Here is a 12,540-nt window from a genome sequence, read left to right on the forward strand (position 1 = left end):
TAAGAAAGAATAAAGCCCTTTCTTCGTGGTGTTTACACCGGCGCGGCAACCGCTTCGTCGAACACCAGTTTCACCTGTTGGTCGGCGGGGCGATCGGGATCGAAGTCCACGATCACCTTGCCGCCATGGGCGAGGCGACCGAACAGGAGTTCGTCGGCCAGGGCGGAGCGGATGGTGTCCTGGATCAGGCGCGACATGGGCCGGGCGCCCATCAAGGGGTCGAAGCCCTTTTCCGCCAGCCAGGCGCGCAGGGCGTCGGTGAAGATGACTTCCACCTTCTTCTCGTGGAGCTGACCCTCCAGTTGCATGAGGAACTTGTCCACCACCCGCAGGATGATTTCGGTATCCAGGGGCTTGAAGGAGATGATGGCATCCAGCCGGTTGCGGAACTCGGGAGTGAACATGCGCTTGATGTCAGCCATTTCGTCCCCTGCCTGCTTGCTGCTGGTGAAGCCGATGGTGGTTTTTTGCAGGGCCTCGGCGCCGGCGTTGGTGGTCATGATGATCACCACGTTGCGGAAGTCGGCCTTGCGACCGTTGTTGTCGGTCAGGGTGCCGTGATCCATCACCTGGAGCAGGATGTTGTAGACGTCCGGGTGGGCCTTTTCGATTTCATCCAACAGCAGCACCGCATGGGGCTTCTTGGTCACCGCCTCGGTGAGCAGACCGCCCTGATCGAAGCCGACGTAGCCGGGAGGCGCGCCGATCAGGCGGGACACCGCATGGCGCTCCATGTATTCGGACATGTCGAAGCGGATCAGCTCGATGCCCATGCAGTAAGCCAATTGACGTGCCACCTCGGTCTTGCCGACGCCGGTGGGGCCGGAGAAAAGGAAGCTGCCGATGGGTTTTTGCGGGTTGCCCAGTCCGGAGCGGGACATCTTGATGGCCTTGGCCAGGGCGGCGATGGCGGCATCCTGGCCGAACACCATGTTCTTCAGGTCCCGGTCCAGGTTCTTGAGGGAAGAGCGGTCGTCGGCCGACACGTGTTGCGGCGGGATGCGGGCCAGTTTGGCCACCACTTCCTCGATCTCCTGCTTGCCCACCAGCTTCTTCTGCTTGGACTTGGGCAGGATGCGTTGGGCGGCACCGGCCTCGTCGATCACGTCGATGGCTTTGTCCGGTAGGTGGCGGTCGGTGATGTACTTGGCTGCCAGCTCGGCCGCGGTGGTGATGGCGGCGGCCGAGTACTTGATGCTGTGGTGTTCCTCGAAGCGCGACTTGAGGCCGCGCAGGATGGCCACGGTCTCGTCCACCGAGGGCTCGTTCACATCCACCTTCTGGAAGCGGCGGGAGAGGGCGTGATCCTTCTCGAAAATGCCGCGGTACTCGGTGAAGGTCGTGGCGCCGATGCACTTGAGGCTGCCCGAGGATAGGGCCGGCTTGAGCAGGTTGGAGGCGTCCAACGTCCCCCCCGAAGCCGCGCCGGCGCCGATCAGGGTGTGGATTTCGTCGATGAAGAGGATGGCCTTGGGGTTGTCCAGCAACTGCTTGAGCACCGCCTTGAGCCGTTGCTCGAAGTCACCCCGGTACTTGGTGCCCGCCAACAGGGAGCCCATATCCAGGGAGTAGACCACCGCGTCTGCCAGGATTTCCGGCACCCGGCCCTCGACGATACGCCACGCCAGACCCTCGGCGATGGCGGTCTTGCCGACGCCAGCCTCGCCCACCAGCAGGGGGTTGTTCTTGCGGCGGCGGCACAGGGTCTGGATCACCCGTTCCACTTCCTTCTCGCGGCCGATCAAGGGGTCGATCTTGCCGGACAGGGCTTGTTCGTTCAGGTTCTGGGTGTAGCTGTCCAGGGCGGATTTCTTTTCGCTGCTTTCCGCTTCGGATTCCACCGGCTCCTCCGGCTTGCTGGCCGGTTGCTCCTGTTTGGCGATGCCGTGGGAAATGTAGTTCACCACGTCCAGGCGGGAGACGTTCTGCTTTTGCAGGAAATACACCGCATGGGAATCCTTTTCGCCGAAGATGGCCACCAGCACGTTGGCGCCGGTGACCTCCTTCTTGCCGGAGGATTGGACATGGAGAATGGCGCGCTGGATCACGCGCTGGAAGCCGAGGGTGGGCTGGGTGTCGATGTCGTCCTTGCCCGGCACGATCGGCGTGTGCTCGTCGATGAAGGCGGTAAGCTCCTTGCGCAACTCATCCACGTTGGCGGCGCAGGCGCGCAGCACCTCGGCAGCAGAGGGGTTGTCGAGCAGGGCCAAGAGCAGATGTTCGACGGTAATGTATTCGTGGCGTTTCTGCCGGGCTTCGACAAAGGCCATGTGGAGGCTGACTTCGAGTTCCTGGGCGATCATTTAGCTTTCCTCCATCACGCAAGCCAGCGGGTGCTGGTGTTGGCGTGCAAAAGCACTAACCTGTTCCACTTTTGTGGCTGCCACGTCCTTGGGGTAGACGCCGCAGACACCCTTACCTTCTCTATGTACTTTGAGCATGACAACCGTTGCCTGTTCCCGGTTCATGGCAAAGAACTTTTCCAGCACCACGATCACAAAGTCCATCGGTGTGAAATCGTCGTTGAGGAGCAGGACCCGGTATAGCGGCGGCGGTTTGACGCGGCTCTTGCGGGGCTCGAGAACGACACTGTCTTCCCGGTGACTGTTTTCCTTGCGATCTGGCATGGTTTCATTCTAATGCGAATCATCGGGCGCTTTTCAAGGCCCTTGCTGCGGATTAAAGGCAGATTCCGGAGGTGTTTTGTTAAGGAATATAACCTTGGGCCGATGGAGTGTTGTTCTGCAGCAAAAAAAGTGCTTGACGCTTGGATTAAACGTCAGTAAAAGGCGAAACGTGTCAGGTTCAAGAGTTCCACGCAGTGACGATCGCCCCGCAGTTTCAGCCTTCTGAATACCCGCATGGCCCCTTCCCTAGTCGTGAACTTGTCCTGGCATGTCCCGGTACGGGCAAGATGTTTTTCGAGTCTGGCCGGATCGTTTCGACTTAGATAAGGAAGAGGGTTAGTTATATGGCAACTGGTACCGTTAAGTGGTTCAACGATTCCAAGGGTTTTGGTTTCATCACCCCCGATGACGGCAGCGAGGACTTGTTCGCTCACTTCTCCGCCATCAACATGTCCGGGTTCAAGACACTGAAGGAAGGCGAAAAGGTTTCCTTCGACGTGACTCAAGGTCCCAAGGGCAAGCAGGCTTCCAATATTCAGAAGGCCTAAAGCGGAGCATCGGCGCGACGCCGATCTTCAAAGACAAAGCCCGCCGATTGGCGGGCTTTGTCTTTTCTGGCCGCCCGCAGGCGGCTGTGCCATGCCGCAGCCTAGACCGCCAAATGCTCGTAGAGCTTGGTGGACAAATAGCGCTCGCCATAGGACGGGATCACCACCACGATCAACTTGCCCGCCGCTTCGGGGCGCTTGGCGACCTGTAGCGCGGCCCACAGGGCGGCGCCGGAGGAGATGCCCACCAGCAGGCCTTCCTCGGTCGCGGCGCGGCGCGCCGTTTCCAGGGCGTCGTCGTTGCTTACCCGTTGTACTTCGTCATAGACCTGGGTGTTGAGGATGGCGGGGACGAAGCCGGCGCCGATGCCTTGGATCAGGTGGGGCCCCTTGGCGCCACCGGACAGTACCGGGCTGGCGTCGGGCTCCACCGCGACGATCTTGACGCCGGGTTTCTTGGCCTTGAGCACTTCACCCACGCCGGTGATGGTGCCACCGGTGCCCACACCGGAGATCACGTAATCCACCTGGCCATCGGTATCGCGCCAAATTTCCTCGGCCGTGGTCTTGCGATGGACTTCGGGGTTGGCGGGGTTCTCGAATTGCTGGGGGATGAAGTAATTGGGACCGGAAGCGGCGATCTCCTTGGCCTTGGCGATGGCGCCGCCCATGCCGTCGGGGCCGGGGGTCAGTACCAGTTCGGCGCCGTAGGCCTTGAGCAGCAGGCGGCGTTCCTTGCTCATGGACTCGGGCATGGTCAGGATCAGCTTGTAGCCCTTGGCGGCGGCCACCATGGCGAGGCCGATGCCGGTGTTGCCGCTGGTGGGCTCGACCAGGGTGGTGGTGGTCGGGTTGATTTTGCCGGCCTTTTCGGCGGCCTCGATCATGGCGGCGGCGATACGGTCCTTGACGCTGTGGCCGGGGTTGAAATATTCCAGTTTACAGACCACCTGGGCGGACAGGCCGGCGCTGAGACGGTTGAGGCGGACCAAGGGGGTGTTGCCGATCAACTCGGTGACGTCGTTGGCGATTTTCATGGATGGGGATCTCCGGTTGGGATGAATGACCTCGTCAATGTAATGGAGTCTTCTGCGTCCACAAAGACGGCTTTCCCATAAGCAGATAACAATATCTGCTAAGGGCCGCGGGCGGTCAAACCGCTCGCCGCGTGAAGTCCTTGAGGCGGAAGCCCAGCAGCCACAGACTGCCCAGGTAGGCGCCCGCGCCGCCGGCCACCAACGCGGCCAGGTGGCTCAGGCGGGTCAGGCTGGACCAATGCAGCCATGCGGCTTCTTCGCCCATGCCCCAGGCCAGCACCAGGCCCATGATCGCCATGGCCAGGGCCAGCTTGGCGAGGAATGTCGGCCAGCCGGCGCCGGGCTGATACACCTGGCGCTGCCGCAGGCCGCGGAACAGCAGGGCGGCGTTGAGACAGGACGCCAGGCCGGTGGCCAGGGCCAGGCCGGCATGGCCGAGGTGCAGCGCGAAGACGAAGACCAGGTTCATCAATTGGGTCAGGGTCAGGGTCAGCAGGGCGATCTTGACCGGGGTGCGGATGTCCTGGCGGGCATAGAAGGCCGGTGCCAGGATTTTCACCAGGATCAGGCCGGCCAGCCCCAGGGCGTAGGCCACCAGCGCTTCCCGGGTGCGCAGCACGTCGTGGGCGGTGAAGGCACCGTGCTGGAACAGGGCCGAGAGTAGGGGCACGGCCAGCAGGGCCAGGGCCAGGGCGGCGGGCAGGGTCAGTAGCAGCGTGAGGCGCAGGCCCCAGTCGAGCAGGGCGGAGAACTCCTCCCGCTGTCCCGCCGCGTGGGTCTTGGACAGGCTGGGCAGCAGGATGGTACCCAGGGCGGCGCCCAGCAGGCCGGCGGGGAATTCCATCAGGCGGTCGGCGTAGTAGAGCCAGGAGACGCTGCCGCTTTCCAGGAAGGAGGCGAAGATGGTGTTGATCAGCAGGGAAATTTGCGAGACCGACACGCCCACCACGGCCGGGGCCATCAACTTGAGGATGCGGCGCACCCCTTCGTCCTGGAGGCTGAAACTGAAGCGGGGCAGCATGCCGATCTTGGCCAGGGCCGGGACCTGGATCGCCAGTTGCAGCAGGCCGCCGAGGAACACGGCCCAGGCCAGGGCCAATACCGGCGGCTGGCAGTAGGGCGCCAGCAGCCAGGCGCCGGCGATCATCGCCAGGTTGAGCAATACCGGCGTAAAGGCCGGCAGGGCGAAGCGGCTCCAGGTATTGAGGATGCCCGCGGCCAATGCCACGAGGGACATGCAGAGGATGTAGGGGAAGGTGATCCGCGTCAGGGTCACCGTCAGTTCGAATTTTTCAGGATCGGCGGAAAAGCCCGGTGCCGACAAATAAATGATGAGCGGCGTGGCGATCATGCCCACCGCCGTGATGACTAGCACCGCCAGGAACAGGGCCGTGGTGACGTGATCCACTAGGCGCTTGGTCTCCGCTTCGCCCTGGCGGTTGCGGTACTCCGCCAGGATTGGGACGAAGGCCTGGGAAAAGGCACCCTCGGCGAATAGCCGGCGCAGCAGGTTGGGCAGACGGAAGGCGACGAAAAAGGCGTCGGTGGCCATGCCCGCGCCGAACACCCGGGCGATGATGAAGTCCCGGGCGAAACCGAGGATGCGGGACAGCAGCGTCATGCCGCTGACGGTGGCGAGGGTCTTGAGCAAATTCATGGCGCGCAATGTTAGGCCATGTCCGCGGCAAATAGGCTCTTAGATTGACTGCGGGGCATGGGCCGAGGGATACTTCCGGTCTTCTGCCGGCACAATCGGCGGAAGATCGCCGGCAAGCGTCCGGTCCGCTTAACTCATAACTACCCCAGGGGGAAGCATGGCAGCAGGCAACTCGAAGATCGTTTACACACTCACGGATGAAGCGCCCCTGTTGGCGACCTGTTCCTTCTTGCCGATCATCCGGGCGTTCACCGCACCGGCCGGCGTCGAAGTCGAAACCAGTGACATTTCCGTGGCCGCCCGGGTTCTGGCGGAATTTCCCGAATTTCTGACCGAAGAGCAAAAGGTGCCCGACAACCTGGCCGCCCTTGGTCGCCTGACGTTGCAAGCCGACGCCAACATCATCAAGCTGCCCAACATCAGCGCCTCCGTGGCCCAGCTGATGGCCGCCATCAAGGAACTGCAAGACAAGGGCTACGCCGTTCCCAGCTATCCCGAGGACCCCAAGACCGACGAGGAAAAGGCCATCCGCCAACGTTACGGTCGCTGCCTCGGCTCCGCCGTGAACCCCGTGCTGCGGGAAGGCAACTCCGATCGCCGCGCTCCCGCTGCCGTCAAAAACTACGCCAAGAAGCACCCCCACTCCATGGGCGAATGGAAGCAGTGGTCCCAGACCCATGTTTCCCACATGGACCACGGCGACTTCTACCACGGCGAAAAGTCCATGACCCTGGACAAGGCGCGCGACGTGCGCATGGAATTGATCGCCAAGGGCGGCAAGAGCACCGTGCTCAAGCCCAAGGTTTCCCTCCAGGAAGGGGAAATCATCGACTCCATGTTCATGAGCAAGAAGGCCCTGTGCGAGTTCTACGAGAAGGAACTGGAAGACTGCCGCGAAGCCGGCATCCTCTTCTCCCTGCACGTCAAGGCAACGATGATGAAGGTGTCCCACCCCATCGTCTTCGGCCACTGCGTCAAGATCTACTACAAGGAAGCCTTCGAGAAGCACGGCAAGCTGTTTGACGAACTGGGCATCAACGTCAACAACGGCATGGCCACCCTCTACGAGAAGATCAAGACCCTGCCCGAGTCTAAGCGCGACGAAATCATCCGCGACCTGCACGCCTGTCAGGAACACCGTCCCCGCCTGGCCATGGTGGACTCCGCCAAGGGCATCACCAACTTCCACTCTCCCAACGACATCATCGTCGATGCCTCTATGCCGGCCATGATCCGTGCCGGCGGCAAGATGTGGGGCGCCGACGGCAAGCAGTACGACAGCAAGTGCGTCATGCCCGAGTCGACCTTCGCCCGCATCTATCAGGAGATGATCAACTTCTGCAAGTGGCACGGCAACTTCGACCCCCGCACCATGGGCACCGTGCCCAACGTGGGTCTGATGGCCCAGCAGGCCGAGGAATACGGTTCCCACGACAAGACCTTCGAAATCGCCGAAGACGGCATCGCCAACATCGTGGACATCAACACCGGTGAAGTGCTGCTGACCCAGAACGTGGAAAAGGGCGACATCTGGCGTATGTGCCAGGTGAAGGATGCCCCCATCCGCGACTGGGTCAAGCTGGCCGTGACCCGCGCCCGCAATTCCGGCATGCCCGCCATCTTCTGGCTGGACCCCTACCGTCCCCACGAGGCCGAGCTGATCAAGAAGGTGGAAAAGTACCTGAAGGACCACGACACCACCGGCCTCGACATTCAGCACATGTCCCAGGTCCGCGCCATGCGCTACACCCTGGAGCGGGTCTATCGCGGTCTGGACACCATTTCCGTCACCGGCAACATCCTGCGCGACTACCTGACCGACCTGTTCCCCATCATGGAACTGGGCACTTCCGCCAAGATGCTGTCCATCGTGCCCCTGATGAACGGCGGCGGCATGTATGAAACCGGTGCCGGCGGCTCCGCGCCCAAGCACGTGCAGCAACTGACCCAGGAAAACCACCTGCGCTGGGATTCCCTGGGCGAGTTCCTGGCCCTCGCCGTGTCCCTGGAAGAGCTCGGCATCAAGGAAAACAACCCCCGCGCCAAGCTCCTGGCCAAGACCCTGGACGCCGCCACCGGCAAGCTGCTGGACAACAACAAGTCCCCCTCGCCCAAGACCGGTGAACTGGACAACCGGGGTTCCCAGTTCTATCTGGCCCTGTATTGGGCCCAGGAACTGGCCGCCCAGAGCGAGGACAAGGAGTTGGCCAAGCACTTCGCCCCCCTGGCCAAGACCCTGACCGAGAGCGAGGCCCAGATCGTGGCCGAGTTCAAGACGGTGCAGGGTAAGCCGGTGGATATCGGCGGCTACTACAAGCTGGACGAGGAAAAGGCCTTTGCCATCATGCGTCCCAGCGCCACCTTCAACGCCGCCCTGAAGAGCATCGCAGCGGCCTAAAACGGTGGTTTGCGGCATGACCTCGCGTCATGCCCGGGGCCCGGCGGCCAGACTTGGCCGGCCGGGCCCCTTTGTTTTCAGGGGATCAGCGTCCAGGTCTTGCCAGCGGAAAAGAAAAGCCCTATACTCGCGCGCTTTTCCCGACTCCTGTAATACGGACTAACAGATATGGCCAATACCGCCCAAGCCCGCAAGCGCGCCCGTCAGGCCGTCAAGCAGCGTGCCCACAACATGAGCCAACGCTCCACCCTGCGTACCGCCATCAAGAAGGTGCGCAAGGCGATTGAAGCTGGCGACAAGACCGCCGCCCAGGCGATTTTCAAGGAGTCCCAAAGCGTCATCGACTCCATCGCCGACAAGAAGATCGTGCACAAGAACACCGCGGCCCGCTACAAGAGCCGCCTGTCCGCTGCGATCAAGGGCCTGTAATTTTCAGGCGGCCGGCAATGCTGCCGGCCAGACAGCAGTCGGTCATGCAAAACCCCGCCTTTCTTTGGAAGGACGGGGTTTTTGTTTTGTCTCCGGCCAGGGGGCGGTCCTCTCTGCTGGCCAGTCCGGTTCCGCCGCTGACCCCAAGCCGGGCGGACTTCCGTCCCGTTCCCTTGTCTTGACCCCATGGCCCGCGTCATCCTGCTCAACAAGCCCTATGGCGTTCTGACCCAGTTCACCGACAGCGAGGGGCGGCCGACCCTGAAGGACTTCGTGCCCGTACCCGGGGTCTATCCCTGCGGCCGGCTCGATACCGACAGCGAAGGCCTGGTGATCCTCACCGACGACGGCGCCCTCCAGGCCTGGATTGCCGATCCCCGCCACAAGCTGGCCAAGGTGTACTGGGCCCAGGTCGAGGGCCTGCCCGACGCCGACGCCCTGCAACGGCTCCAGGCCCCCCTGGACCTGGGCGATTTCGTCACCCGCCCCGCCCGGGCGCGCCTGATCGACGAACCCGCCGGGCTTTGGCCGCGCAACCCGCCCATCCGCTACCGCGCCGCCATTCCCACCGCCTGGCTGGAACTGACCCTCAAGGAAGGCAAGAACCGCCAGGTACGGCGCATGACCGCCAAGGTGGGCCATCCCACCCTGCGCCTGATCCGCTGGGCCGTGGGCGACTGGACCTTGGCGGGTCTGGCGCCTGGGCAGTGGCGCGAAATTGAAGTGGCGTCACCCCCGGCGCGGGAAAAGGCCGCCCCGGGTCAACTTTCCCGGTCGCGCAACGTTAGGGGTAAGGACACGCGGCGGCTTTTCACCGGTGCCAAACTGAAAACCCCATCTTGAAAGGATTCACCATGTCCAAGTTGATGTCCGTCCTGATCGCTGGCCTGTTTGCCGCCACCACCGCCATCGCCGCCGATGCGCCCAAGGTTACCGATCCCGCGCCTGCTGCTGCCCCCGCGGCGGCCGCTCCCGCCCCGGCCAAGCACAAGGTGAAGAAGGCCAAGAAAAAGGCCAAGAAGGCCGCCGCCGCGCCCGCCGAAGTCAAGTAAGCCGTCGCAACGCAAGACAAGGGGCTGGTTTTCCAGCCCTTTTTCATTTCCGCCCGCGCCAGGGCCCGGTCTCAGTGGGAAAATGCCATCTTCCCCTTCGGAGTCACCCCATGTTGAAGAAAACGTTCATCGCGGCTGCTCTTGCTTGCGCCGCCGCCCTGAGCCATGCCCAGCAGTTCCTGCCCATGGACTTTTCGATGGGCATCCACCGCATTGACGCGGAAGTGGCCTACACCCTGGAAACCCGCATGCAGGGCCTGATGTTCCGCCAAGCCATGGCCGACAACCACGGCATGTTGTTCGTTTTCCCCGATGCCCAGCGCCACTGCATGTGGATGCGCAACACCCTGATCCCCCTTTCCGTCGCCTTTCTCGACGACAGGGGTCAGATCATCAACGTCGAGGACATGCAGCCCAAGACCGAAAACAATCATTGCGCCGCCAAGCCCGCCCGTTTCGCCCTCGAAATGAACCTGGGCTGGTTCAAGCGCAAGGGCTTCGCCGCCGGCACGCCCCTGGCCGGCATCGAGCGCGTGCCCGCGCCCCAGTAAGGACATTCCCATGCGTTACATCGACCACGGCCAGGGCGGCGAGCCCGGCTGCATGCGTCTCGTCGAAGGGGCGGCACCCGTGCCCGCCCCTGGCGAAATCCTGATCGAAGTGCACTACGCCGGGGTCAACCGGCCCGACGTGATCCAACGGGAAGGCAAATATCCGCCGCCGCCCGGTGCCTCCCCCGTGCTCGGCCTGGAAGTGGCGGGTCGGATCGCCGCGTTGGGCGAGGGTGTCGACCAATGGACGGTGGGTGACTTGGTCACCGCCCTGGCACCCGGCGGCGGCTACGCCGAATACTGCGTCGTTCCCGCTGGCCATGCCCTGCCGGTGCCCACCGGGCTCACCCTGGCCGAGGCTGCCGGCCTGCCAGAAAACTGGTTCACCGTCTGGTCCAACCTGCGCGACATGTGCCGCCTCCAGGCCGGCGAACGCCTGCTGGTGCACGGTGGTTCCGGCGGCATTGGCCTGGCCGCCATCCAGCTCGGCAAGCTCACCGGCTGCGAGGTGTTCACCACCGTCGGCAGCGACGAGAAGGCTGCCGCCTGCCGGGCCATCGGCGCCGATTACGTCATCAACTACCGCCAGGCCGACTTCAAGGACGAGGTGCGCCGCCTCACCGCCGACCAGGGGGTGGATGTGGTGCTGGACATGGTGGGCGCGCCCTACCTGCAAAAAAACCTGAGCGTGCTGCGCAAGGACGGCCGTCTTTCCATCATCGCCTTCCTCCAGGGCAGCAAGGGCGAATGCGATTTGATGCCGGTCATGCTCAAGCGCCTCACCGTCACCGGCTCCACCCTGCGTCCCCGCAGCGTGGCCGAGAAAACCGCGATCCGCGATGCCCTGCTGGCCCAGGTCTGGCCCGCCGTGGCCGCCGGCCAGGTGAAGAGCCGCATCCACGCCGTGTTCCCCCTGGCCGAGGCCGACAAGGCCCATGAACTCATGGAGTCGAGCCGGCACATCGGCAAGATCCTGCTCCAGGTGAAATAAGCCTGGGGCGATGCCGCGGCATCGCTTTGTCTTTCCAGGCCCGTCGCCCCCGCCGAGGCGGGGCCCCGCGTCTTTTGCGGGCAACCGACGCAGTATTCGTCGCTGGGCTCCCGCCCCGGCAACGCCTGACCCGAACCAGGCGCCGGGCGGGAATGACACCGGTGCCGTTGATCAGTCGTCCCGGCCCGCCAGGCGCCGGGTCAATTCCGCCGCCGACAAGCCCTCCCGATTGCCCACGTGCTGCCCCGACCAGAGCGGGGTGAAGTCCGTGCGCCCCAGGGCTTCCGCCGCCGCCCGTAGCGGCGCGATGGCGGCGGTGGCGAGGGGGAAGGCCGGTGCCTGGGCATTGAGGGGGCCGAGCTCCGCCATCAGGCGATTGACGATGCCCCGCGCCGGCCGGCCCGAGAACAGGTTGGTGAGGGCCGTCCGCTCGGCATCGGCGCTGCGCAGGGCCGTCCGGTGCAGGGGACTGATGGTGGCCTCGGGACACAGCAGGTAGGCCGTGCCCACCTGCACGGCGGCGGCCCCCAGGGCCAGGGCGGCTCGCACGCCCTGGGCGTCGGCGATGCCACCGGCGGCGATCACCGGCACATCCACGGCGGCCACCACCTGGGGCAACAGGGCGAAGGTGCCCAACTGCTCGGCGACCGCATGGAGCGGGTCCGGGTCGAGGAAGCAGCCGCGATGGCCGCCCGCCTCGGCGCCCTGGGCGATCACCGCGTCCACGCCCCGTTCCGCCAGCCAGCGGGCTTCGGCCACGGTGGTGGCGGAGGCGATGACCTTGCTGCCCCAACCCCGCACCCGCGCCAGGAGTTCAGGCACCGGTAGGCCGAAATGGAAGCTCACCAGCGGCGGGCGGAAATCGTCGAGCACGTCGGCCAGGGCTGGGCTGAAGGGCGCCCGCCCCGGACCGGGGGCGATGCTGGCGGGGTCCAGCCCCAGCTCGGCATAGTAGGGCGTCAGCAGCTTGGCCCAGGCCGCGTCCGCCGCCTGATTGGCGGGCGGAGGCTGGTGGCAGAAGAAGTTCACGTTGTAGGGCCGCGTCGTTCCGGCGCGGATGGCCGTCAACTCCTTGGCCAGGGTCGCCGCGTCGAGCATGGCGGCGGGCAGGGCGCCCAGGCCGCCGGCATTGGATACGGCAATCGCCATGGCGCTGCCCTGGGCGCCGGCCATGGGGGCCTGGAGGATGGGCAGGTCGATGCCGAGCAGGGCGGTGAGGGACATGGGGACTCCTTGGGCTGTCGGTGTTA

11 protein-coding genes and 1 pseudogene are annotated in these 12,540 nt (G+C 64.2%); 7 read left to right on the forward strand and 5 right to left on the reverse strand.

From position 1 onward, the window contains the following. Nucleotides 1-32: 32 nt before the first annotated feature. Together clpA and clpS are read right to left on the reverse strand one after the other, a co-directional pair. Nucleotides 33-2,303 (reverse strand): ATP-dependent Clp protease ATP-binding subunit ClpA, encoded by a 2,271-nt coding sequence (gene clpA, locus ACYQ2U_RS02835; protein ID WP_459948815.1) that lies wholly within the window; start codon nt 2,301-2,303, stop codon nt 33-35. Further along, the gene (gene clpS, locus ACYQ2U_RS02840) at nt 2,304-2,627 is read right to left on the reverse strand and encodes an ATP-dependent Clp protease adapter ClpS (RefSeq protein ID WP_459948816.1); all 324 of its coding nucleotides are present in this window, start codon (nt 2,625-2,627) and stop codon (nt 2,304-2,306) included. Nucleotides 2,628-2,971: 344 nt separating this feature from the next. Here clpS and ACYQ2U_RS02845 point away from each other — a divergent pair, with 344 nt between their 5' ends. Continuing rightward, nucleotides 2,972-3,175: a cold-shock protein gene (locus tag ACYQ2U_RS02845; protein ID WP_459948817.1), complete on the forward strand. Its 204-nt coding sequence runs from the start codon at nt 2,972-2,974 to the stop codon at nt 3,173-3,175. A gap of 101 nt (nt 3,176-3,276) precedes the next feature. Here ACYQ2U_RS02845 and cysK read toward each other — a convergent pair whose 3' ends face one another. Next, nucleotides 3,277-4,212 (reverse strand): cysteine synthase A, encoded by a 936-nt coding sequence (gene cysK, locus ACYQ2U_RS02850; protein ID WP_459948818.1) that lies wholly within the window; start codon nt 4,210-4,212, stop codon nt 3,277-3,279. Nucleotides 4,213-4,327: 115 nt separating this feature from the next. After that, the gene (murJ, locus tag ACYQ2U_RS02855) at nt 4,328-5,869 is read right to left on the reverse strand and encodes a murein biosynthesis integral membrane protein MurJ (protein ID WP_459948819.1); all 1,542 of its coding nucleotides are present in this window, start codon (nt 5,867-5,869) and stop codon (nt 4,328-4,330) included. A 157-nt stretch (nt 5,870-6,026) separates the two neighbouring features. Between murJ and ACYQ2U_RS02860 the strand changes: the two genes are divergently transcribed. The 6 genes and pseudogenes from ACYQ2U_RS02860 (at nt 6,027) to ACYQ2U_RS02885 (ending at nt 11,290) form a co-directional block, all read left to right on the forward strand. After that, the gene (locus tag ACYQ2U_RS02860; RefSeq protein WP_459948820.1) at nt 6,027-8,267 is read left to right on the forward strand and encodes an NADP-dependent isocitrate dehydrogenase; all 2,241 of its coding nucleotides are present in this window, start codon (nt 6,027-6,029) and stop codon (nt 8,265-8,267) included. A 168-nt stretch (nt 8,268-8,435) separates the two neighbouring features. Beyond that, nucleotides 8,436-8,696, forward strand: coding sequence for a 30S ribosomal protein S20 (rpsT, locus tag ACYQ2U_RS02865; protein ID WP_459948821.1), 261 nt, complete (start codon nt 8,436-8,438; stop codon nt 8,694-8,696). Nucleotides 8,697-8,882: 186 nt separating this feature from the next. Continuing rightward, a pseudogene (locus tag ACYQ2U_RS02870) lies at nt 8,883-9,416 on the forward strand (pseudouridine synthase); the annotation flags it as partial. Nucleotides 9,417-9,550: 134 nt separating this feature from the next. After that, nucleotides 9,551-9,748 carry a hypothetical protein gene (locus ACYQ2U_RS02875; protein ID WP_459948822.1) on the forward strand — a complete coding sequence of 66 codons (198 nt, stop codon included), beginning with the start codon at nt 9,551-9,553 and terminating at the stop codon, nt 9,746-9,748. A 110-nt stretch (nt 9,749-9,858) separates the two neighbouring features. Then, the gene (locus ACYQ2U_RS02880) at nt 9,859-10,299 is read left to right on the forward strand and encodes a DUF192 domain-containing protein (protein ID WP_459948823.1); all 441 of its coding nucleotides are present in this window, start codon (nt 9,859-9,861) and stop codon (nt 10,297-10,299) included. Between the two features lie 10 nt (nt 10,300-10,309). Continuing rightward, nucleotides 10,310-11,290, forward strand: a complete 981-nt coding sequence (locus tag ACYQ2U_RS02885) for an NAD(P)H-quinone oxidoreductase (protein WP_459948824.1) — start codon at nt 10,310-10,312, stop codon at nt 11,288-11,290. Between the two features lie 171 nt (nt 11,291-11,461). Here ACYQ2U_RS02885 and ACYQ2U_RS02890 read toward each other — a convergent pair whose 3' ends face one another. Beyond that, on the reverse strand, nt 11,462-12,514 hold the full coding sequence (locus ACYQ2U_RS02890) for an NAD(P)H-dependent flavin oxidoreductase (protein WP_459948825.1): 1,053 nt from the start codon (nt 12,512-12,514) through the stop codon (nt 11,462-11,464). Between the last annotated feature and the right edge of the window lie 26 nt (nt 12,515-12,540).

This window comes from Denitratisoma sp. agr-D3, assembly GCF_054658675.1.